At 70.2% G+C, this 21475-nt stretch carries 21 protein-coding genes; 11 read left to right on the top strand and 10 right to left on the bottom strand.

Going from position 1 to position 21475, the window contains the following annotated elements; translation table 11 throughout:
• Positions 1 to 12: 12 nt before the first annotated feature.
• Positions 13 to 276 carry a hypothetical protein gene (locus F0U44_RS21165; RefSeq protein ID WP_246160736.1) on the bottom strand — a complete coding sequence of 88 codons (264 nt, stop codon included), beginning with the start codon at positions 274 to 276 and terminating at the stop codon, positions 13 to 15.
• 237 nt (positions 277 to 513) lie between these two features.
• On the opposite strand from F0U44_RS21165, the gene F0U44_RS23130 reads away from it, so the two are divergent.
• The 4 genes from F0U44_RS23130 (at position 514) to F0U44_RS21150 (ending at position 3467) form a co-directional block, all read left to right on the top strand.
• Positions 514 to 654: a hypothetical protein gene (locus tag F0U44_RS23130; RefSeq protein WP_188113606.1), complete on the top strand. Its 141-nt coding sequence runs from the start codon at positions 514 to 516 to the stop codon at positions 652 to 654.
• Between the two features lie 179 nt (positions 655 to 833).
• Positions 834 to 1397 carry a YceI family protein gene (locus F0U44_RS21160; RefSeq protein ID WP_149730366.1) on the top strand — a complete coding sequence of 188 codons (564 nt, stop codon included), beginning with the start codon at positions 834 to 836 and terminating at the stop codon, positions 1395 to 1397.
• A gap of 49 nt (positions 1398 to 1446) precedes the next feature.
• Positions 1447 to 2385, top strand: a complete 939-nt coding sequence (locus F0U44_RS21155; protein WP_246160735.1) for a GNAT family N-acetyltransferase — start codon at positions 1447 to 1449, stop codon at positions 2383 to 2385.
• A gap of 20 nt (positions 2386 to 2405) precedes the next feature.
• Positions 2406 to 3467 (top strand): serine/threonine-protein kinase, encoded by a 1062-nt coding sequence (locus tag F0U44_RS21150; RefSeq protein WP_149730365.1) that lies wholly within the window; start codon positions 2406 to 2408, stop codon positions 3465 to 3467.
• Here the strand turns inward: F0U44_RS21150 and F0U44_RS21145 are convergent.
• The 3 genes from F0U44_RS21145 to F0U44_RS21135 form a co-directional block, all read right to left on the bottom strand.
• Positions 3442 to 4794 carry a hypothetical protein gene (locus F0U44_RS21145; RefSeq protein WP_149730364.1) on the bottom strand — a complete coding sequence of 451 codons (1353 nt, stop codon included), beginning with the start codon at positions 4792 to 4794 and terminating at the stop codon, positions 3442 to 3444. The genes F0U44_RS21150 and F0U44_RS21145 overlap by 26 nt on opposite strands.
• 53 nt (positions 4795 to 4847) lie before the next feature.
• Positions 4848 to 5570, bottom strand: a complete 723-nt coding sequence (locus F0U44_RS21140; protein WP_149730363.1) for a PadR family transcriptional regulator — start codon at positions 5568 to 5570, stop codon at positions 4848 to 4850.
• Between the two features lie 93 nt (positions 5571 to 5663).
• On the bottom strand, positions 5664 to 7619 hold the full coding sequence (locus F0U44_RS21135; protein WP_149730362.1) for a M3 family metallopeptidase: 1956 nt from the start codon (positions 7617 to 7619) through the stop codon (positions 5664 to 5666).
• Between the two features lie 225 nt (positions 7620 to 7844).
• Between F0U44_RS21135 and F0U44_RS21130 the strand changes: the two genes are divergently transcribed.
• On the top strand, positions 7845 to 10196 hold the full coding sequence (locus F0U44_RS21130; RefSeq protein WP_188113605.1) for an IPT/TIG domain-containing protein: 2352 nt from the start codon (positions 7845 to 7847) through the stop codon (positions 10194 to 10196).
• Positions 10197 to 10243: 47 nt separating this feature from the next.
• On the opposite strand, the gene F0U44_RS21125 is transcribed toward F0U44_RS21130, so the two are convergent.
• Positions 10244 to 11593 (bottom strand): HNH endonuclease signature motif containing protein, encoded by a 1350-nt coding sequence (locus F0U44_RS21125; RefSeq protein ID WP_149730360.1) that lies wholly within the window; start codon positions 11591 to 11593, stop codon positions 10244 to 10246.
• A gap of 180 nt (positions 11594 to 11773) precedes the next feature.
• On the opposite strand from F0U44_RS21125, the gene F0U44_RS21120 reads away from it, so the two are divergent.
• Together F0U44_RS21120 and F0U44_RS21115 are read left to right on the top strand one after the other, a co-directional pair.
• Positions 11774 to 12298: a SigE family RNA polymerase sigma factor gene (locus F0U44_RS21120; RefSeq protein ID WP_246160734.1), complete on the top strand. Its 525-nt coding sequence runs from the start codon at positions 11774 to 11776 to the stop codon at positions 12296 to 12298.
• The gene (locus F0U44_RS21115) at positions 12295 to 13455 is read left to right on the top strand and encodes a hypothetical protein (RefSeq protein WP_149730359.1); all 1161 of its coding nucleotides are present in this window, start codon (positions 12295 to 12297) and stop codon (positions 13453 to 13455) included. Before F0U44_RS21120 ends, F0U44_RS21115 begins: the two co-directional genes overlap by 4 nt.
• A gap of 4 nt (positions 13456 to 13459) precedes the next feature.
• On the opposite strand, the gene F0U44_RS21110 is transcribed toward F0U44_RS21115, so the two are convergent.
• From F0U44_RS21110 to F0U44_RS23125, 3 genes are all read right to left on the bottom strand, one after another.
• Positions 13460 to 14713, bottom strand: coding sequence for an RNA polymerase sigma factor (locus F0U44_RS21110; protein WP_223163784.1), 1254 nt, complete (start codon positions 14711 to 14713; stop codon positions 13460 to 13462).
• 12 nt (positions 14714 to 14725) lie between these two features.
• Positions 14726 to 15088: a YciI family protein gene (locus F0U44_RS21105; RefSeq protein ID WP_149730358.1), complete on the bottom strand. Its 363-nt coding sequence runs from the start codon at positions 15086 to 15088 to the stop codon at positions 14726 to 14728.
• A 240-nt stretch (positions 15089 to 15328) separates the two neighbouring features.
• Entirely contained in the window at positions 15329 to 15466 is a 138-nt protein-coding gene (locus tag F0U44_RS23125) for a hypothetical protein (RefSeq protein ID WP_188113604.1), read from the bottom strand.
• A gap of 182 nt (positions 15467 to 15648) precedes the next feature.
• Between F0U44_RS23125 and F0U44_RS21100 the strand changes: the two genes are divergently transcribed.
• On the top strand, positions 15649 to 17217 hold the full coding sequence (locus F0U44_RS21100; RefSeq protein WP_149730357.1) for a hypothetical protein: 1569 nt from the start codon (positions 15649 to 15651) through the stop codon (positions 17215 to 17217).
• On the opposite strand, the gene F0U44_RS21095 is transcribed toward F0U44_RS21100, so the two are convergent.
• Complete coding sequence (locus F0U44_RS21095) at positions 17179 to 18048, bottom strand: sterol desaturase family protein (RefSeq protein ID WP_149730356.1); 870 nt, start codon at positions 18046 to 18048, stop codon at positions 17179 to 17181. The genes F0U44_RS21100 and F0U44_RS21095 overlap by 39 nt on opposite strands.
• Positions 18049 to 18053: 5 nt before the next feature.
• Positions 18054 to 18770, bottom strand: a complete 717-nt coding sequence (locus F0U44_RS21090; protein WP_149730355.1) for a FadR/GntR family transcriptional regulator — start codon at positions 18768 to 18770, stop codon at positions 18054 to 18056.
• A gap of 87 nt (positions 18771 to 18857) precedes the next feature.
• Here F0U44_RS21090 and F0U44_RS21085 point away from each other — a divergent pair, with 87 nt between their 5' ends.
• From F0U44_RS21085 to F0U44_RS21075, 3 genes are read left to right on the top strand one after another with little or no spacing between them, the layout of a single operon-like run.
• Complete coding sequence (locus F0U44_RS21085; RefSeq protein WP_149730354.1) at positions 18858 to 19526, top strand: SDR family oxidoreductase; 669 nt, start codon at positions 18858 to 18860, stop codon at positions 19524 to 19526.
• Between the two features lie 10 nt (positions 19527 to 19536).
• Positions 19537 to 20142 (top strand): TetR/AcrR family transcriptional regulator, encoded by a 606-nt coding sequence (locus tag F0U44_RS21080; protein WP_149730353.1) that lies wholly within the window; start codon positions 19537 to 19539, stop codon positions 20140 to 20142.
• 29 nt (positions 20143 to 20171) lie between these two features.
• Entirely contained in the window at positions 20172 to 21473 is a 1302-nt protein-coding gene (locus tag F0U44_RS21075; RefSeq protein WP_223163783.1) for an MFS transporter, read from the top strand.
• Positions 21474 to 21475: the final 2 nt, after the last annotated feature.

Here is a 21475-nt window from a genome sequence, read left to right as displayed (position 1 = left end):
GGCTCGTCCTCTCTATCCGTAGATGATCCGGCGCAGCTGGCGCTCGGAGAGGTCGGGGGCGGCGAACGGCCGGGCGGCCAGCTCGTCGCTCAGGGTGGCGAAGATGGCCGGGTTCTTGAGGCCGCGCTGCTGGAGCTCGGTGTGGCGCCGGCGCACGTAGGCGTCGACCGGCTCCTGGTGGAAGGCGAGTACGTCGTCGATCACCCGTGCCGCCTCGGACGGACCGAGTCCGGTCGTCGCCACGACGTGGCGGACGAGGCGGGGGTCAACGGACACGGCGTCGATCATCCGGGACTGCCCGACCGAAATCCAGTTTTCTGCCCAGAATCGGGCACGAATCGCACCGTTTGTGCCGAGAATCCGCCGTTCACCTTCCGGGTGGAGCGTCGTGGTTCGCCGATGGCCCGGATTGACCCCCAGAGTGGAGCAGATCCGCGCGTTCACGGTCGATTTCTAGGCACTCGGGGAGATCCGTGCTACCTTGGTGAACAGAAGGTGAACAGGAGGTGTCCCATGCTTGACTCGCAGATGGCCGACCGGCCGCATCTGGAGATGCGCTGGGTGCCGGTGACCGATGAGCGGGGTCGCACCCGCATGCAGGCCGTGTGGGTCGAGACCGCCGCTCTGCACACGGCGCCCCACCACGCCGCATAACCCCAGCTTCTGATCCACCCGAGGGATCGCGTCCACGAGGACGCGGTCCCTCGGTTCGTTTTCCTGCTCTGTGACCCAGGTCACGTCGATAGCGGAATAGGACCATGGTCCGCTTTGGTTCAACTGATTGAGACTTCAACCAGTCGGGCAGATCGCCCGCCGACCTTCAGGAGCAAGAGATGACCACCGAGACCATCACCCCGGCCCTCACCGACATCAGCGGCGACTACACCATCGACACCAGCCACAGCCGGCTCGGCTTCGTGGCGCGGCACGCGATGGTGACCAAGGTCCGCGGCTCGTTCGCCAACTGGCAGGGCACTGCCCACATCGACACGGCCAACCCGGCCGCGTCGTGGGTCAAGCTCACGGTCGACGCCGCCAGCGTGTCCACCGGCGTCGCCGACCGCGACGGCCACCTCAAGTCCGGTGACTTCTTCGACGTTGAGAACCACCCCGAGTGGACCTTCTCCTCGACCGCCGTCAACCGCGACGGTGACGAGTGGGCCATCACCGGCGACCTCACGATCAAGGGCGTGACCCACGCGGTCACCATCGAGTTCGAGGAGGGCGGCTCGGCCAAGGACCCCTTCGGCAACTTCCGCGTCGGCTTCGAGGGCGACACGACCGTCAACCGCAAGGACTGGGGCCTGAGCTGGAACGCCGCGCTCGAGACCGGCGGCATCCTCGTCTCGGAGAAGATCAAGCTCGAGTTCGACATCTCGGCCATCCGCAACGCCTGATTCCTTTAATCAGTCGCGGCCAACACCCGCGGGAGGCAGACTCCCGCGGGTGTCCGCCATTTCCGACCAGCCCGAGCTCCCCCCACTCCCCGAGGGACTGAGCATCCGACCGCTCCGGATCGACGACTCCCGTGCGGTCTACGAGCTAATGGCCGCACAAGAGCTGCACGACATCGGGTCGGTCGAGATCGAGGAGGAGGACCTGATCGCCGAGTGGCAGCGGCCCTCCTACGACCTGGGAGCGAGCACGGTCGCGGTCCTCGAGGGCGACCGGATCGTCGCCTACGCCGACCTGATCGCACCCGAGCGCTACGACGTCGCCGTACATCCCGAGGCGCGGGGGCGGGGCATCGGCACCTGGCTCGCTGCCTGGATCCGCGACCTGGCTGCCCGCCGTGGCGCGCGCATCGTGGGCATGCCGGTGCCCGAAGGCTCGGCGGGCGACCGCCTTCTCACCGGGCTCGGCTACCACGTGCGCTGGACGAGCTGGGTCCTGCGGCTGCCCGAGGGACGCGTCATCGAGGACCGACCGCTGCCCGAGGGCTATGCGCTGCGCGAGGCCACCGAGTCCGACCGCGAGCAGGTCTGGCACGTCATCGAGGACGCCTTCCTGGAGTGGTCGGACCGCGAGAAGCAGACCTTCGACGACTTCGCCGCGGAGGTCTGGCAGCGGCCCGGCTTCGAGCCGTGGAACCTCCAGGTGGTCGTCGGGCCCAATGGCGCCATCGCCGGCGCGATCTTCACGACGGTCACCAACCTGGAGGCCCGCAAGGAGACCTACGTGTCCCGGGTCGCCGTCCACAAGGACCACCGCAATCGCGGCCTGGCGCAGTCGCTGCTCGTGGCGGCGTTCGCCATCGGCCGCGCCCACGGCGCCGCCGGCTCCTGCTTGTCCACGGACTCCCGCACCGGCGCCCTCGCGCTCTACGAGAAGGTCGGCATGGTGGCCGACGCCGTCTGGCTGCACCGCGCCACCCACCTGGTCTGAACCCGTCTAGGCTCACCACCGTGGGTGAGGTCTTCGCGGGTCGCTACGAGCTGATCGACCCGATCGCCTCCGGCGGCATGGGCACCGTGTGGCGCGTGCTCGACCGGGCCGATGGCGAGGTCAAGGCCGCCAAGATGCTGCGCCAGAGCGACGCCGCGATGCTGCTGCGCTTCGTGCGCGAGCAGTCGCTGCGCATCGACCACACCCACATCGTCGCGCCGCAGTCGTGGGCCGGCGTCGACGACCGGGTGCTCTTCACGATGCCACTGGTGGCCGGCGGGTCGGTGTCGATGCTGATCCGGCAGTACGGCGCGCTCCCGCCCCGCTGGGTCGGCCGGCTGGCCGACCAGACCCTCCAGGCGCTCGAGGCGGTGCACGCCGCCGGGATCGTCCACCGCGACGTGAAGCCGGGCAACCTCCTGCTCGAGCCGACCGGTCGCGGGGTTCCGCACCTGCGACTGACCGACTTCGGGATCGCCGTACCGACGAGCGAAGCGCGGCTCACGCACATCGCGATGGTGATCGGGACGCCCGGCTACATGGCACCCGAGCAGGCGCTCGGTGCGGATCCGGCGCCGAGCGCCGACATCTACGCGCTCGGCATGGTGATGGTCGAGATGCTCACGGCGACGAAGGTGCCGCGCGAACCCGGGCTCCTCGACATCGACGCACTGCGCACCGGCGAGCCCGACTACGACGCGGTCCTCGACCTGGCGGCGGCAGCATCGGCGCACGACCCGGCAGATCGACCGACGGCAGCCCAGCTGCGCACCCATCCGGCGATGCACCGACTGCTCGCCCTGCCGCCTGACCCGGCCGATCCGATCACGATCGGCGACGTCTTCCCGCCGTTGCCGGCGCAGGACCCGTCGACGGGCGTCCGCACGGTGGAGAGCCCCACGACGGCGTACTCCCCCTCGCCGACTCCGGTCACGCCACCGCCGCCACCTCCACCCCCGCCGCCCGCGACGGTGCAGCACCCGATCGCCGCTCCCGCACGGGCCGGGGTGCTCGCGCCCCTGCTGTTGCTCCTTGCCGGCGTGGTCGGCCTGGTGATCAGCGGCTGGCTGCTCTTCGCCTGACCAGCCAGCCCGCGCCGATCACGCAGCAGACCAGGCTGACGACGCCCAGACCCAAGCCCGTCACGTGGCGGGCGGTCCACCAGTAGACGTCGTCCTCGGACGGCTGGGGTGCCGGGTTGCCGGAGGCGACAGCGGCGAAGCGGTCCTTGCCCACCAGGTAGGGCTTGTCGGCCGAGTAGGCGGCCGGCCCCGGGCCACCACCCTGTGCGAGCACCGCTGCTTGGTAGGTCGGCGGCTGGGCATCGGTGGGGGTGACGGCGACGGTGAGCTCGACGGGTACGTCGATGGCCGCGCGGTCCTCCGGGGCGTCGGCGACCGTGATGGAGACCCAGTGGTCGCCCGGGAGGGTCGGCACGACGTCACTCGTGAAGCGGTTGGTGTAGCGGAGCGGATACGTGCCGACGACGAGCCGGCTCGCCTCGGTGCCGCCGTAGTAGCCGTAGCTGTAGTCGTCCAGCGTCGGCGCGAAGACCTCGCGGCTCGGCTGGACGAGGGCGACCCGCAGGTAGCTGCTCGGCGAGCCGAGGGCCTCGGCGTCGTCGGAGTCGAGGGCCGGCAGGTCGACGCGCGCGGCGAGCTGGTCGCCCCAGGCCACGGGCACCCGCCAGAGCAGCTCGGTGCCCTCGGTGACCGTGGTGTCGAGCGTGAAGGTGTCGCCATCGAGGTCGAGCAGGGGCGCGTCGTCGTACGACGGACTCCCGGCGGGCCCGTCGGCTGGATCGCCCGGCTCGGGGACGCGGAAGTCGAGCTCCTCGGTCTCCGGGGCGGGCTCGCCCCGGTCGGAGACCGGCGCTTCCTCGACGATCTTGAGGGCGACCGGGAGGTCCTCCTCGTTGTAACCGCCGTAGCGGCCGAGCGTGATGGCGACGGTGTCTGCCGTCGAGCAGGTCGAGTCGGGGGTGTCGATCTCGTTGCCGACGATCACCTGGCCGCCGAAGGTGGCGTAGGGAGCCGAGGAATCGGTCGACGCCGTGTCACTCCCGCAGTCGTCGCCCTCCGGGTCGTCGATGTCGGCATCGGTGGCCGCGATCGCGAGGCCATCGCCGAGCGTGCCCTGCGGCGCGCCGATGGCACCGACGTGGATCGTGCTGCCCTGGATCTGGCGCTGGTAGGCGAAGTGCAGCGGCGCGGACTCCGAACCGAGGGTCACCGCCCACAGACCGGCGTCGATCGAGGTCGGCTCACCCGGGTCGGTGCTCGCGTCGACAGGGGTGCCACCAAGGTCGGTCCGGTCGGTCGGCGCGACGGCGCTGGCATCGGTCGGCGCCCACGCTCCGATGGCTGCAGCCAGCACGGCGACTGCTGCCGCACCCCGGACGCACCTCACCCGCGGGAGCCTAGTGGGACTCCCGCGGGTGAGGGGTGAGGCGGTGCCTGGGGTCAGGCGTCGTCGCCTTCGTCGGTGCCCTCGGGCGCCGGGCCGTCGGCGAGGATGCCGTAGAGCCGACGTCGTGCGTCGACCAGCACCTCGACGGCAGCGCTGCGCTGGGCTGCGTCACCGGAGATGGCGATCTGCCAGACCGCGCTCATCACCTGCGGGATCTCCGCCTTGATGTCAGCGTGGTCGCCGGGGCCGTCGGCCTCGGCCCGGTCGAACGGCGTCCAGACGGCGGCCAGCTCGTCGGCGTTGTCGACGCAGTAGGCCGACCCCGCTTCCGTGAGCTGGAGCGAACGCCGGCTGCGCTCACCCTCCGTCTCGACCAGGCCCTCGTCCTCGAGCTGGGAGACGGTCGGGTAGACCGATCCCGGGCTCGGGCGCCAGGCGCCGCCGCTGCGATCGGTGATCTGCTGGATCACCTGGTAGCCGTTGAGCGACTCGTCGCGCTCCTGGGCCGCACGAAGCACGTCGAGGATGGCGAACCGAACGTCGCCTCGCCTCACTCGTGCTCCGCGCTGGCCCTCCGGACGGCCCATGCCGAACAGCCCGGCCAGCCACGGCGGCGGGCCACCCGGCCCACCGCCACGGTGGTGCGACCCCCGGTGCTCCCACGGGTTGCCCCAGGGTCCCGGGCGGTGCTGGTGCTGGTGCTGCTCGTGCTGGTGCGGGCCGCACTCGGCGGCCATGGCCCAGAAGGGCCCGAAGTTCTTGTTGTAGCGATGCATGATGCTTCCTCCCTTGAACTCGCGACTTTCTGAATCATGTCGCGATATATCGCTACTGTATCGGCGAAAGATCGCTAGCGCAAGGCGGACGGCTCAGCGCGCCAGCCAGGCGGCGTAGGAGTCGAAGGAGTAGGGGCGACCGAGGAAGTCGGCGACCAGGTCGGCCGCGTCCTGCAGACCCCCGGGCGCGAGCACGCGATCGCGGTAGCGAGCTGCGACGTCGGGCGCGAACATGTCGCCGGTATCGAACGCGCTGAACATGTCCTTCGCGATCACGAGCGACCACATATAGGTGTAGTAGGCCGAGCTGTAGCCGCCGAGGTGGCCGAACGCGGCGAACATGTGGGTGCCGTCGAGGTAGGGCAGGGCGCCGTATTGCTGCTGGAGCGCGACCATCCGGTCGGTCAGCGAGGCGACCGGCTCACCAGCGGCGCGGCGGGCCTCGTCGGCGTGGAAGTAGTAGGACATGGCGGCGTAGAACATCTGGGTGCGGGCGTAGATGCCCTTGCCGTAGTCGTCGGAGCGGCGCATCGCCTCGACCAGCTCGGTCGGGATCGGTTCGCCCGCCTCGTTGGTGGCGAAGCTGCGCAGGACCTCGGGGTCCCAGGCCCACTCCTCGAGCATCTGGCTCGGCGCCTCGACGAAGTCCCACTCGGTGGCGACGCCGGCGAAGCGGTACCACTGGCCGTGACCGCCGAGCACGTGGTGCAGCAGGTGACCGAACTCGTGGAAGAGCGTCGTCACGTGGTCGTGCTCCATCAGGCCACGGGAGAAGTTGCAGACGAGCACGCCCTCGGGCAGCTGCTCCCCCTCGACGCCTTCGGTCAGGGTGAACTGCGCGGCGTGCTTGTACTTGCCCTCGCGCGGGTGCAGGTCGAGGTGGATGCGGCCGATCGACTCGTCGCCGTCGGCACGGAAGACGTCGTAGGACGCGACGTCGGCGTGCCACGTCGGCACATCGACGGCCTCGTAGCGCAGGCCGAAGAGCCGGCCAGTCACGTCGAGCAGGCCCTGCCGCACCTTCGGGAAGGCGAAGTAGGTGCGCACCAGTTGGGCGTCGACGTCGTAGCGCTCCTCGCGCACGCGCTCCTGGTAGAAGAACGAGTCGTAGATGGGGATCTCTGCTGCGTCGGGGTAGTCGCGCCGGTAGCGCTCCAGCAGCACCTCGAGGTCGGCCTCCATCGGCCCCTGCGCGGCGGCCGTGATCTTCTCGATGAACTCCGGGATCGCCGCACCGGTGCCGATCATCTTCACGTCGGTGTCGTAGGACGGCCAGTCGTCGTAGCCGACGAGCGAGGCGACCTCCTGGCGCAGCCCGAACATCTCCTCGAGCAGCGGCTCGGCCGTCGGCCATCCACGCTGCAGGAACGCGGTCTGGATCTCGCGTCGGACGTCCTGGTCGAGCGCGAACATCCGCACCGGGATCGCGTCGGGGTAGTCGGTGGTGACGGTGACCAGTCCGTCGGCGTCGGCCGGGTGCGACGCCAGCCAGTCGTCGGGCAGGCCGGCGAGCCGGGCGAGCTCGACGCGGATCGTGCGTACGTCGTCGCGGGTGATCTTGCTGAACTCCTGGTCGAGCTCGGTCAGCCGGTCGCGGATCTTCGAGATCCGCTCCCGGGTCTCGTCGTCCTGGTCGACACCCGAGCGGCGGAAGTCCTTGCGCACCTTCTCGAGCAGCCGCGTGGCGGCCGCGTCGTCGGCGATCACCGTGCCGTCGAGCGCCGCGAACGCCTCGTAGAGGCCGCGGTCCAGGCTCCACTCCGTGCCGAGCCGGCGGGCCTCCTGCTCAGCAGCGTCGGCCAGGGCCCGCACTTCCTCGTCGGGGTGCACGTTGCCGATCAGCGACCCGCTGGCCGCGATGTTGCCGAGGTGGCCGGAGGCCCGGTCCCACGCGCGCAGCGCCGCCATCGGGTCGTCGGGCGGCGAGGTACGGACTGCGCGCACCAGCTCCCGCGCGGCATCAAGCTGCTCGCGGGTGCGGGTCAGGACCCACTCCGTCCAGCTCGCGTTGTCTTCAGCAGCAGGCAGGGTGATCGGCTCGAGAGTCACCCGTTCACCCTATGTCGCTGGCGTGCGGGAAAGGAGTTGGGAAGTCAGGTAAAGCCACGCTGCTCAGGATTCGCGCCTATGGTGCAAGGACTGCATGGAACGCGCTGGGGCGCACGAGGTCTCCGTTCGTATCGGACCAGGTCTTTTGACCGAACATCCCTCGACTGAACGGTGCCTTCCATGTATCGCCCTATTTTTCGGCGTACCCGCCTCCGCCCGGCGCTGGTGGGATCGCTCCTCGCCGCTCTCGCGGTCACCGGCCTGAGCGCGCCCAGCGCGACAGCAGCTGGGGACGACGCTGACGTTGACAACATCTCCTCGCTCGCAGGCGCCGCAGGCACCTGCACGGGCACAGGGGCCGACGCCACGGTCATCACCCTGACCGGCGACATCGACGCCCCTTCCGATCAGGTGACCGTCAATTGCTACGCCGTCATCGACCTCGCCGGATTCGACCTCACTGTCCGCAACATTGCCATCGGCACCCTCCAAACGCTGACGATCAGGGATGGGGCGGCGATAGACGGCACTCTGACCGCAAATGCCGCATCTGCATCCAACGTTGCGGCCATCCGCACCTCGCACGCGACCCTGGTCGTCGACGGCGGCACCGTGACCGCGACCGGCGGGGGCTATGCAGCAGGTATCGGCAGTTCTGCCTTCGGCGTCGCCGGGACCACCACCATCAACGGGGGCACCGTGACCACCATGGGCGGATTCAGCGCCGCAGGTATCGGCGGCGGCTACTACAGTTCCGGAGGGATCACCACCATCAGTGGGGGCACCCTCGCTGCGACCGGCGGAGACGAGGGCACCGGTATCGGCGGCGGCAGTCAGTCCAACGGCGGGACCACCACCATCGACGGCGGCACCGTGACCGCGACCGGCGGGGACTATGCGGCGGGTATCGGCGGCGGGAGTCAAGGTGGCGGCGGTACGACGACCATCACCCAGGGCACGGTGACCGCGACCGGCGGGTATTCCGCCGCGGGCATCGGCGGCGGGTCCACCGGCGCTGGGGGCAACACCACTGTCAACGGCGGCACCGTGACCGCGTCCGGCGGCGCCTACGGCGCCGGTATCGGTGGAGGAGACTCCGGCATGGGCGGTAGCACCACCCTCAATGCGGGCACCGTGACCGTGACTGGCGGTTTCGGTGCCGCTGGCATCGGCGGGGGCCTCTACGCCTCCGGAGCATCAACCTCGATCAACGGGGGCACGGTGACAGCCACTGCAGGATCAGACGGCTCCGGGTCCGCAGTCGGGGCCGGCGGCTACGGCACTCAGACCTTCGGGTTGCTGACAGTGGCCGGCGGTGTGTTGCGGCTGCCTTCTGGTTCGTTGCAGGTGTTCAACTCGGCCGTGGGCGCGGAGGTCGTCATCGGTCCTGATGGTGTGATCGATGGGTCCGATGAACTCAACCCGAGCTACGCCGCGATCATCGGCAGCGGTCAGATCGCCAACGGTGGGCGCATCCTGTTGCCCAAGACGAACGTCACTGACAACGGCACGCCGGTCCTCGACCGTCACTACCGGGTCAGCTTCGACACCCAGGGCGGATCCACCGCCCCCGATGCGGTGACGGTGTTCGCCGACACCTTCGACCACGGCAACCGGGTCTTCCCGGACGCTCCGACCATGACTGGGCTGGTGTTCGCGGGTTGGAACACCGCCGTGGATGGCACCGGCGACTCGATCACCGCTTCCAGCACCCTGCCGGGTTCCAGCGCTAGTGGCACTCCGGTGCAGATGACTGCCTACGCCCAGTGGGCTCCGATCCCGGCACCCGTGGTGACGGGAATCAGCCCCGTCAGCGGTCCGATCGCGGACGGTACCGAGGTGACCATCACCGGCACCGACTTCACCGCCGCAACGCGCGTGGACTTCGGATCCACCGGACCCGCGACCAGCTTCGTGGTGGACTCCTCCACCCAGATCACCGCCTACTCCCCCGAGGCGCCCTCCCCTGTGGTCCGCCACGTCCTGGTCACCACCCCCAGTGGCAGCAGCGCGCCAGTTGCGGGCGACCGATTCACCTACACCGGCCCTGCCCCCACCATCACCCATGTCACCCCGTCCTCCGGGCCGACAGCAGGCAACACCGTGGTGGTGATCGAGGGCAGCGGATTCACCGGTGCCACCAAGGTCAGGTTCGGCACTGCTGGCCTGGCGGACTTCCAGGTCGACAGCCCGACCCAGATCACTGCGACCTCACCCGCCTCGACCACAGTCGGGGTCCGCCACATCCGGGTCACCCGGTCCGGCGGCACCAGTGCCGCAGTGCCCAGTGACCGGTTCACCTACAACAGCCCGCCCACCATCACCGCCATCGATCCGCATTCGGGGACCCGCGACGGCGGCACGGTGGTCATGATCTACGGCACCGGCTTCGTCGGCGTCACCAACGTCGTCTTCGGCACCGCCGGCCAGGCGACCTTCAGCGTCGTCTCCCCCACAGTGATGACCGCGACCTCGCCGCCTTCGACCACTTCCGGGACCCGCCACATCAGGATCACGACGCACGGCGGGACCAGCACTGCCGTGTTCGAAGACCGGTTCGTCTACGAGGTCGACTGAGCATGCCGATGGCCCCGCTGGTGGGCGGGGTCATCGGATCGATGGTGTTAGTCGGGTTCGGGGAGGCCGGGGTGGGCCCAGGGTGGTTCGTCGTCCGCGGGATATCTGGGGACCGTTGGGTCGAGGGCGTGGGTGCCTTGGGGTCCGACGATGAATCTTCGGCCGTTGCGTGATGTCCAGAGGTAGAGGCCGGGTTCGAGGATCTCGTAGACCCAGAACTCGAACGTCTTGGCACGGTGATGCCTGCGACAGAGCGGGACAAGGTTGCAGGGACAGGTCGGTCCGCCCTTGCCGTGCGGATGAGCGTGGTCGAGGTCGCAACGTTCAGCCCGGCGCGTGCAGTGCGGGGCCCGGCAGTGATGGTCGCGCTGCTCGACGACCCGGCGGAGCCGGTCGGGGATCTCATACGAGTCGACCGGGGCGTGACCGTTCGGGTCGATCACCGGGCGTACGACGATCTGGGCCCCGCCGACGGCGGCCCACTGCCGGATCTGGTCGACCAGGACCGGCTTCTGGGTGTTGCCCAGCCGACCGACGTTGCGGTCGCCGGTGTTGCCGACAGCGGCCAGGGCGGCAGCGGTGATGTGGACGAACAGCTCGAGCTTCTTGCCCGGGATCGTCTTGGTGATTTCTCCGGTGTCGGGGTCGACGATCTGAAGGTCGAGGGAGAGGTCGCCACGGGCGATCTCACCGAGCGCCATCGAACGACGTACGTCCAACGACTCCTCACAACCCGAGAGCCGGAGCTCCTCGGCCCGTCGGGCGACGGCCTCCTCCAACGCGAGGGCATCAGCCAGGTCCAGGACCGAGGACTGGCCGACCACCCCGTCGGTGGTCGCGTCGTCCAGGTCGACGGTGCAGTGCCGCCGGTCCGCAGCATCCTGCCGACGCTCCTCAGCCGCGTCGGGGTCGTACCGGTCGATCGCCTCACTAACAACCCGGTCGACCTGCGCCCACGTGCAGCCCGCGAGGGCGAAGCCGAGGTGACGATCCACGAACGCCGCTGCTTCCGGCGACAGGCTGCGGGTCCGTTCGGCGACCTTGAGCGCTTTCCACACCGGCACCTTCCCCGCCAGCACCGCCTGGGTGATGGTGGGCAGCCGCCAACCGGTCTCGATCACGTTGCCGACGTAGATCCGACCCGAGTCCAGCGACCGCTCCAACGTCGCGCACAGCTCCTGCAGCGCGAACTCCGACACCAACGGCGCACCCGGCCCGGCGATCGGGATGCCGGTGTCTATGTAGGAGTCCCGGATCGTCGCCGCGCCCTCGGGGTCGTCCACCACGTTGGCATCGGCCCAGGCGATCAGGTTGGAGAACTCCTCGACCTCAACACGACGCCGCAGACCCACACCAGTGGCGAGGTCGTCGAGCAGTTGGGTGGTCGTCCGGTTCATGTTCCATATTCAACACCAGACCTCCGACATTACCCCTCGACCTGCCTCAGGGCTGTGGAGAAGGCCGTGGGCAGGTGCGGGGCCTTGGTTTCGAGGCTCGCTGCGCTCGCACCTCAACGAGCGGCAGGTGCAACGAATGGACCGAGGGGAACCATTCCCTTTGCCTACGGGGTCTGACGGGTGAGGACGACCGAGGACGGAAGGGCGACGGTGGACGAGAACGACGGGTTCGACGCCTACATGGCGGCGCGCTGGCCGACACTGGTGCGATCGCTCATCCTGCTCGGCTGCGCACCTGCCGAGGCCGAGGACGTCGTGCAGACGGGTCTGGTCCGGTGCCTCACGTCGTGGGAGCGCGTGCAGCGCGCCGACGACGTCGACGCCTACGTCTACCGGGTGGTCCTGAACTGCTGGGCCAAGAGCCGGCGGCGGCTCTGGTGGGGTGAGCAGCCGACCGAGCACCTACCGGACCAGGTCGGCGGCGACCCGGCGGACCAGGCGTTGCTGCGCCACGCGGTCGTCGCGGCCCTCAGTCGGCTGAGCACCGAGCACCGCGCCGTCCTGGTGCTGCGCTTCGTCGCCGACCTGACCGAGGCGCAGACAGCAACGGCGCTCGGGATCCCCCTCGGCACCGTGAAGAGCCGCGTGTCCCGCGCGCTCGACCAGATCCAGCTCAACGACCTGCGCGAGGAGGAACAGTCGTGAACGAGCACCAGTTGATGGAGACGCTCCACCGGGTGCGCGACGACATCCTCGTCGGCCCGCCCCCCGTCCTCCAGGTGACCGCCGCGGCGGCCCGGCGGCAGCACCGCGTCCGGGCGGGAGTGATCGCGGCGACCGCAGCGGCAGTGGCGCTCGCCGGGACGTTCGTCGCTCTCCGGGACGACGATCCCGAGCGACCCGACCCCGCCATCCGCCCGATCGAGAACCCCGCGCCGGTCGCCTGGTGGGGTGATGGGTGGCTCCACGTCGCCCGCGCCGCTGTCGAGATGCCGCGGCCCGATTTCCTCGAGCCCGTCGGCGACGGGGTCGTGACGTGGACCCAGGCGACCCCAGGAGGCACCGAGTCGCCGCTGGTCCACGTCGCCGACGACGGCACGTCGACGACGATCGGTTCCCGGTCAGGTGGTTTCGCGCTCGCGTCCGACGTCGAGAGCGGCTGGGTCGCCTGGGTCGACAACCCGTGGGGCCAGGACGGCACGACCGAGCTCGTCGTCTACGACACCCGTGCCGGCAAGGAGGTCGGCCGGCGGTCGCTCTCCGAGGATGGCCCCCGCCACGAGGTCCTCGACGAGGGTCCCTACCCGATCGCTGTCGAGGGCAGCAAGGTCTACTACGCCGACTGGGACGCCGACTACCGCTGGGACCTGGCGATCGACCTCCCGCCGACTCCGGTGACCGACGCCTCGACGTACCTCCTTGGGCTGACCGCAGGGGTCACGATGACGCGCACCTACGACGAGCACGGCTACAGCAGCCCGACCCTCGAGCTCGGGGGGAGCTTGAGCGTGGACCTGCCGTACTGGGCCGCCACGCTCTCGCCTGACGGCCGCTACGCCGCCGGAGGCACGTCCTTCGGTCCGGCGCCGCGGATCTACGAGATCAGGCCGGGCCGCGCGATCCCGACCGGACAGCCCGACGAGCGCTCGATGCTCGGCTACGCCTTCGGGTCCGACGGCACGATCACCTACACCTACGGGACACCTCGACGGCTCACCGAGGAAGAGGTCATGAACGGTCCCATCCCACGAAGCGGTTCCGCCGCTCCCTACTCGATCGTGACCTGCGTGATTGCGACGGCGTCCTGCCGGACGGTCGTCGACGACATCGACGGGGACGACGGCGTCAAGCTCCAGGACTGACCGGTCAGACGAGCTCGCCGCGCCGGCAGGTCAGGTAGGCGCGCTCGGCCGTGTTGTCGCAGACGGCGAGTGCGGCGTCGTAGGCCTCTCTCGCGTCGGCGCTGCGGCCCAGGCGGCGGAGCAGGTCGGCGCGCGTCGCGTGGAAGGCGTGGTACGACGCCAGGACGGGCGCTGACCCGACCAGGCGATCCACCTCGGCCAGACCCACGTCCGGTCCGTCGAGCTCGGCGACGGCGACCGCTCGGTTGAGCGCGACGATCGGCGAGGGGTCGATGCGGAGGAGCTGGTCGTAGAGCGCGGCGACCTGCGACCAGTCGGTGTCGTCGGCCGAAGGGGCGTCGGTGTGCACGGCGTTGATGGCGGCCAGGATCTGATAGCGACCGGGGCGGTTGACCGCGAGGCACTCCCGCACCATCGCGTGGCCCTCGACGATCAGGGCTCGGTCCCACCCGCCACGGTCCTGGTCGTCGAGCCGCACCAGTTCGCCGTTGCGTACCCGCGCTTCGCGTCGCGCCTCGGTGAGGAGGAGCAGCGCGAGCAGCCCGGTGACCTCGGGCTCCTCGGGCATCAGCACGTGCAGGATGCGCGTGAGCCGGATCGCCTCGGCGGTCAGCTCACCGCGGATCGGGGCACCGTCGCCCGAGGCCAGGTAGCCCTCGTTGAAAACGAGGAAGAGGACCGCGAGCACGGTCGCCACCCGCGCCGGCAGGTCCTCGGCGGCAGGCACCCGGTAGGGGATCTTCGCCGCGGCGATCTTCTTCTTCGCCCGCGTGATGCGCTGGCCCATGGTGGTCTCGGGCACGAGGAACGCTTGGGCGATCTCGGGGACGGTCAGGCCGCCGAGCAGCCGGAGGGTCAGCGCGATCCGGGCTTCCGGCGCCAGCGCCGGGTGGCAGCAGGTGAACATCAGCCGGAGCCGGTCGTCCTCCGCAGGATCGAACGGTCCGGTCGAGGCGTGGGGTGTGTCGTCGTACATGTCGGCGGCCTGTCGGTGCTTGGTGTCGCGCAGCTTCTCGCGGCGGAGCCGGTCGATCGCGCGGTTGCCGGCCGTGGTGGTGAGCCACCCGCCCGGGTTGGGCGGTACGCCGGCCTCCGGCCACTTCTCGAGCGCGGCCAGCAACGCCTCGCCGGCCGCCTCCTCGGCGATGTCGATGTCGCCGAAGCGGCGGACCAGGGAGGCGATCAGCCGGCCGTACTCCTCACGGAAGACCCGCTCGATCTCCGCTGCAACGGGTTTCGAGGCTCGCTGCGCTCGCACCTCAACCAACGGTTACGCGAGGCCTTCGAAGGGGCGGACCTCGACCTTGCCGCGGCAGGCCTTCGAGCCCTCGGCGGCGAGCTTGAGCGCGACGTCGAGGTCGGGCGCCTCGATGACCCAGAAGCCGCCGATGAGCTCCTTGGTCTCCAGGTAGGGACCGTCGGTCATGACCGGCTCGTCGCCGGTGCCGTCGACGACGGTCGCCGTGTCGGCGGAGAGCAGGCCTCCGGCGAAGACCCAGTAGCCCTCGTCCTTGATGCGCTGGTTGAAGGCGTCGGTGTCGGCGAACGCCTGCTCCATCGCCTCGCGGGAGCCGTAGTTGCCGAACTCCTCGCGCTCGGCGGGGCCGTGGACGGAAAGCAGGTAGTGCGTCATGTCGATCTCCTCGAGGTCGGCGGCGGTCCCGATGACCGCCTCACACCCTCTCCACGAACGCGTGGGGGTCGATACGACAACCTGCCACAAATTCCTTCGCGCGGTCCTGCTTGCGCGGACGATCAGACCGCCGGAGGGCCGCACGTCACAAGCGGAATGGTTGGGATTTTCGTGGGGTCCCAACCATTCCGCTTGTTGCGCGCCGCTCCCAGCGCGCTCGCTCCCGAAAGGACTACTGCTTCACGACGTTGGTGCCGGCGCCCCCGTCGCCGACGCCACCGGTGTCGGACCGGCGACCCCGACGGCGACCAGGAAGCTGGCGCTCATCCCGAGCAGCAGAGCGCGGATCGAGCGGTCACGAGCGTTGCGGGGGGACATCGGTGTTCTCCTGGGATGGGGGGAGCTTCCATCGGACCCGAGAGTGCTCATCGGGTCCGAGGCCGATGTCGCGCCTGCCACCGTAGAAGGGTCGAGGGCCGCACGGGAGAGCGATGGACAGGTTGAGCGTTCAATCTCCTAAGCGGCTTGCGGGGCTGACGCCGGGCCCGGAGACTCGGGGTGTGTTCGACAAGCTCAAGCTCGCCGCGCAGGCGATGAGTCCCGCCAACATCAAGCGCGGCATCGAGCTCAGCCGGCAGTCGATGGCCAACGGCGGCCGGCTGACCGAGGAGCAGATGGCCGGCTGGACGCCCGAACAGCGCCAGCAGTACGAGGCGTCGATGGCTCAGGCACAGGCCAACATGGCGGCGATGGCCGACAAGATGATCGCCGACGAGATGGCCCGGCGCGTGGTGCACGGCCCCGCCGGCGACTGGCTCTACGGCCCGCTCCCCGATCGCGAGGGCCTCACGGACCTGTCGATGCTCGGCCATTGGCAGTCGGCCCAGGCCGGTTTCCTCGACACGCTGCGCAACCCGTTCGGGCGCAAGGCCCCACCACCGCCACCACCACGACCGCCGGTCAGCGCCGATCGCGACCAGCAGCTGGCCGCCGAGCGCGCGGTGCGTGACGAGGCGCGGACGCCGTACCTGGCACCCCACCGGATCCCGGTCGTCCGCACCCGCATCACGACCAACCCCAAGAGTCACGTCAAGGATCTCGCGGGATGGCTCGGCGCGGCCGGGCTGTCGGCCCGCCCCGATCTCGTCTACGGCGTCTACCGGGTGCCCGACCACATCACCGGCGGCTTCGGGATCCGGAAGGCGAGCGTCGTCGAGTGGGAGGTCGTGCATGCGGCGCAGCCGGGGATGCCGCCCTCACCTCCGGCGTTCGTCGCCGGCTTCTCCGCGCGCGACCGCTGGGCCGCCCGCCGACCGGGCGAGCCGTCGATCCTCGACGAGGACCTCGGTCTGGACTACCTGCGGGCGGCCGGCCTCGGCCCCGAGCGGTGCCTCGGGGTCGCCCGCCTGGTCGACGTCGATGCGACCTCGGGTGACTCGGAGAGCGGCGGGACCTACGTGATGGTCGGAGTGACCGGCCTGGTGGTGTTCCACCCGGTCGAGCACGGGGGCGGAGCCCACGCCCAGCTCCAGTCGCAGCGACCCCTGCAGGTCCTGCCCGCGCCCGACGTCCACATCGCGGTCCTCAACTGGAGCGACGTACGCCGCGTCGTCAACCCGCGCCCCGACCACCGGATCATCGTCCCGTCGCCGTTCCCCCACCTGCCCGCAACCGGCGGTGAGCTGCTCGAGGCCTACCTCGGCATCGTCGGCGTCCGGCCCCAGGACTGCTACAGCGCCCAGGTGACCTGCGACCAGCCGATGAACATCCTCGGCGGAGGGCAGTTCGTCACGACCACCTCGACGGAGTCCGAGCCGGCCGCCGACGGGCAGTCGCGGCCGCGGTTCCGCGGCGGCTCGCGGATCGTGGTCGCCTACCGCGACAGCGCCGACTACGTCGAGGGCCGCGAGCGGTGGGCGGCCTACCAGCGGGAGGCGCTGCGCACCACGCTCGAGAACCGGGTCGCGGTCCGGGAGCCGGTCGAGAAGCAGAGCAAGCTCGACCGCGGCGTGCTCGGTGCCGTGCTGAAGGTGGCCGACGTCGTCGACACCGTCGTCACCGGCGAGGCGGTGGACGAGCCCTTCAAGGGGCTACCGACCCACCGATACTGCTGGCCGCCCGTCCAGTGAACCCTCCGGGGCGGGCTGCCAGCCCGGACCCTTGGCGACGTAGCCCCACCGCTCGCCCCAGGTGCGGGCCGCGCGCAGGTCGCGGAGGATCGCGGCGTACTCGTGGGTCGCGACGCGGGCCGGGTTGAAGGTCTCGATGTTCTTCGTCAGGCCGTAACGGACCCGCTCACCTTCGGGCGCGAAGCTCCGGAACAGCCGGTCCCAGACGATGAGGATGCCGCCGTAGTTCTTGTCGAGGTACTGCTGGTTGGAGCCGTGGTGGACCCGGTGGTGCGACGGCGTGTTCATCACGAGCTCGATCGGCTTCCAGAGCTTCTCGACGCGCTCGGTGTGGATGAAGAACTGGTAGAGCAGGCTCCACGACTGGGCGAGCAGGATCATCCACGGCGAGAAGCCGAGGAAGGCCAGCGGCAGCCAGTAGGGCAGCGACGTGAAGGGCGTCCAGGTCTGCCGCAGCGCGGTCGACAGGTTGTAGTACTCGCTCGAGTGGTGCACCACGTGACTGGCCCAGAAGATCCGGATCGTGTGGTGGGTGCGGTGGTACCAGTAGTACGCGAAGTCGTCGGCGAAGAAGAGCGCCACCCAGGTCAGCGGGTTGTCGGCCGGCAGGTGCACCGGCGCGATCAGGTAGACCGCGGCGAACGCGGCCAGCACGACGAGCTTCCAGCCGATGTTGATGAAGACGTTGCCCAGGCCCATCGTCAGGCTGGTGCGGCTGTCGCGCACCTCGTAGCCGAGCTCGTCGTCATCGGGCAGGAAGTAGAACGAGGCAGCCTCCAGGACGAGGCAGATCACGAAGACCGGGATGGCGTGCAGGATCAGGTCGAACACAGGGATCACTCCTTGATCGCCGCGGCGATGCGCGCGACGGTGCGGCCGAGCAGCTCCTCGGCGAGTCGGTGGGCGCCCGCGGCATCGCGGTCAACGATGAGTCGGGCGAGGTCGATGTGGGCGTCGCGGTCGACGTACTCCTCGCCGAGACCGAGGTCGACGACCGTCTGCCAGCCGACCTCGGTGAAGCCGGCGACGAGCGTGTTGAGCCCGAGCCGGTAGGCGACGTTGCCGGTGCCCTCGATGACGGCGGTCCAGAAGTCCATGTCGGGGCCGAACGTGTCGGCGATGGACGCGCTATCGGTGGGATAGCTCTCTGCAGCAGCGAGTACGGCGGCGCGCTGCTCGTCGCTCGCGCGCTCGGCGCAGAGCCGCGCGGCGTCGGCGGCGACCGAGCGACGCATCTCCGCGATGTCGCGCAGGATCTGCAGCGGCGGGAGAGCGCCGGCAGAGACCAGCTGGGACAGCGTGTCGAGCCCGGCGTTGGCGCGCCAGTCGAGGACCCGCGTCTTGCCGCCCTGGCTGATGCGGACCAGCCCGGACTGCTGCACGCGCTTGAGCGCCTCGCGGATCGCGTGGCGGTTGACCCCGAACCGCTCGGCGAGCTCGCGCTCACCGGGCAGCGCCTCCTCGGCGGCGAGACGACCGCTCAGGATCTCGGCGACGAGCTGTCCGAAGACGACGTCGGAGACCGCAGTGCGGGTGACCGGGGTGATGTCCATGGGTCCATGGTGCCTGCGCTTCCACCCGCAGGTCAACTGGTTGGACCAGTGGGCTGCGTCACCCACGGGCTCACTAGGGTGGGCGCCATGAGCGACTCCTCTGACTCCCCCGTCTACGTCGTCCTCGGAGCAGGCCCCGGACTCGGCCTGGGCGTGGCCCGCCGCTTCGCGCAGGAGGGGTACGTCGCCGTACTGGCCGGCCGCACGGCTGACGACGCCGCGCCGTGGGCCGCCACGCTCGAGGCCGAGGGCCACCGCGCCGAGGGCGTCGGGGTCGACCTCAACGACCCGGCCGACATCGCCTCGGTCGTGGGCGCGATCGGCGAGCGGCACGGCCGCATCGACGTCCTCCACTTCAACCCCAGCGCGTGGCGGGAGAAGAGCCTGCTCGAGCTCACGGTCGCCGAGCTGCTCGAGGACGTCGCCTTCGGCGCGGGCGGACTCCTCCCCGCGGTGCAGGCCGCCCAACCCCACATGTCGGCAGGCGCGCGCGTGCTCGTCACGGGCAGCGCGGCCGCCGACACCCCGTCACCGTCGGCCCCCACCCTGGGCGTGCAGAAGGCCGCCGTGCGCAACCTGGTGACCAGCCTCGACAAGACGCTGGCGCCCGAGGGCGTGCGGGCGGTCGCCGTACAGATCAACGGGGTGCTCGCCAAGGAGGGGCCGTTCACGCCGCCGCCGATCGCCGAGGCGATGTGGGCCGCCGTGTCCCGCCCCGACGACGCCTGGAGTCCGCACGTCTCCTACAACGGGTAACGTCCGGCCCGTGACCTCAGCGATCCCGGACGGCGTCGACGAGACGACCGATCGGATCCTCGTCGGCGCGAGCGAGCAGTTCCGCCGCTTCGGCGTGCAGCGCTCGACGATGGAGGACGTCGCGAAGCGGTCCGGCGTCTCGCGGATCACGGTCTACCGGCGGTTTGCGACCAAGGAGCTGCTGGTCGAGCGGACCGTGCAGCACGAGTTCCGCAACTTCTTCGACGAGTTCGTCGGTGCCCTGGCCGGCGCCACCACCCTCGAGGAGCGGGTCGAGCTCGGCTTCGCCACGTCGTTGCGCGTGGTGCGCAGCAACCCCCTGATCAACGCCCTCTTCGTCGCCGACAACGACATGCTCCTGTCGTCGGTGGTGGGCGACGACGGCAACACCTTGGCGACGGTCGCGCGCTTCTTGGGCGGACAGCTCCGTCGTGAGCAAGAGGCCGGCAACATCGACAGCACGATCGACCCGGACCTCGTCGCTGAGGTGATGGTGCGGGTCTGCACGTCGTTCCTGCTGATCCCGAGCCACAAGATCGACCTCGACGACGAAGCTCAGCTGCGGTCCGTCGCGCGCACCATCCTGGTGCCCATGCTGCGGCCCCACCCGTCCTAGCCGGCGGTCGCCGCCCGTAGCATCGCGGGGTGAGTGGACGGTCGTTGCGCAGCCTGACGGCCGACACCCGGCCCCTGGCCGTCGCACACTTCCGGCGGCTCTGGACCGCCAACATCATCACCGTCGTCGGCGCCCAGCTGACGGTGGTTGCGGTCCCCGCACAGATCTACGCCGAGACGGGCTCGTCGGCCTACGTCGGCCTGACCGGCATCTTCGGCCTCGTGCCCCTGGTCGTCTTCGGCCTCTGGGGTGGCGCGCTGGCCGACCACTTCGACCGGCGCAGCCTGCTGCTCGTCACGACGTCGGGGCTGATCGGCACGTCGACCCTCTTCTGGCTGCAGGCCGCGCTCGGCTCGAGCAACGTGTGGCTGCTGCTCGGACTCTTCTCGGTGCAGCAGGCGTTCTTCGCGATCAACCAACCGACCCGGAGCGCGGTGCTGCCCAAGCTGCTCCCCGACGAGCTGCTGCCCGCCGCCAACTCGCTCAACATGACGGTCTTCCAGGCGGGCGCGATCGCCGGACCGCTCGTCGCCGGGGCGCTGATCCCCGTCCTCGGCTTCTCGTGGCTCTACCTGCTCGACAGCCTGTGCCTCCTCGCGACGATGTGGGCCGTCCTGCGGCTGCCACCCCTGCCGGTCGAGGGCGCGAGCGGCCGGCCACCCGGACTGCGGTCGGTCATCGAGGGCATCGGCTACCTGCGCGGCCACCCCGTGCTGATGATGAGCTTCCTCGTCGACATCATCGCGATGGTCTTCGGCATGCCCCGCGCGCTCTTCCCCCAGATCGCTCACGAGAGCTTCGCCGGCCCGTCCGAGGGCGGCATCGTCTTCGCGCTGCTCTTCGCCGGCATCCCGGCCGGCGCCGTGCTCGGCGGGATCTTCTCCGGCTGGGTCTCGCGGGTGGACGCCCAGGGCAAGGCCGTCGTGTGGTGCATCGTCGTCTGGGGGCTCGCGATGGTGGGCTTCGGTCTGGCGATCGGGCTCGCCGACCATGCTGATGGCGCCGGCGGTGCGGCCCGGCTGCTGCTGGTCCTCGCGGTGCTCATGCTCGTGATCGGCGGAGCAGCCGACATGGCGTCCGCCGCCTTCCGCACCAGCATCCTGCAGGCCTCCGCCGCCGATGCGGTGCGCGGCCGCCTGCAGGGCATCTTCATCGTCGTCGTGGCGGGCGGGCCGCGCATCGCCGACGTCGCGCACGGCGCGACCGCTGCCATGGTCGGCACCGCGGTGGCAGCTGCGGGCGGCGGGGTGCTGGTCGTCGTACTCACGGCCGCGGCAGCGGTCGCCATCCCCGTCTTCTGGCGCTACCGGCTCGAGCGCCCCGCCCGCTGATC

The sequence above is a fragment of the Nocardioides humilatus genome (genome assembly GCF_008373755.1).
GTDB lineage: Bacteria > Actinomycetota > Actinomycetes > Propionibacteriales > Nocardioidaceae > Nocardioides > Nocardioides humilatus.
Note: the sequence above shows the minus strand (reverse complement) of the source record. Positions and strands in the feature narration are given on the sequence as shown.

Coding starts and splice junctions, on each gene's coding strand:
- F0U44_RS23130 (WP_188113606.1), top strand. CDS start 514: ATGCTTGACTCGCAGATGGCCGACCGGCCGCATCTGGAGATGCGCTGG.
- F0U44_RS21160 (WP_149730366.1), top strand. CDS start 834: ATGACCACCGAGACCATCACCCCGGCCCTCACCGACATCAGCGGCGAC.
- F0U44_RS21140 (WP_149730363.1), bottom strand. CDS start 5,570: ATGCATCGCTACAACAAGAACTTCGGGCCCTTCTGGGCCATGGCCGCC.
- F0U44_RS21125 (WP_149730360.1), bottom strand. CDS start 11,593: ATGAACCGGACGACCACCCAACTGCTCGACGACCTCGCCACTGGTGTG.
- F0U44_RS21105 (WP_149730358.1), bottom strand. CDS start 15,088: ATGACGCACTACCTGCTTTCCGTCCACGGCCCCGCCGAGCGCGAGGAG.
- F0U44_RS23125 (WP_188113604.1), bottom strand. CDS start 15,466: ATGTCCCCCCGCAACGCTCGTGACCGCTCGATCCGCGCTCTGCTGCTC.
- F0U44_RS21090 (WP_149730355.1), bottom strand. CDS start 18,770: ATGGACATCACCCCGGTCACCCGCACTGCGGTCTCCGACGTCGTCTTC.
- F0U44_RS21085 (WP_149730354.1), top strand. CDS start 18,858: ATGAGCGACTCCTCTGACTCCCCCGTCTACGTCGTCCTCGGAGCAGGC.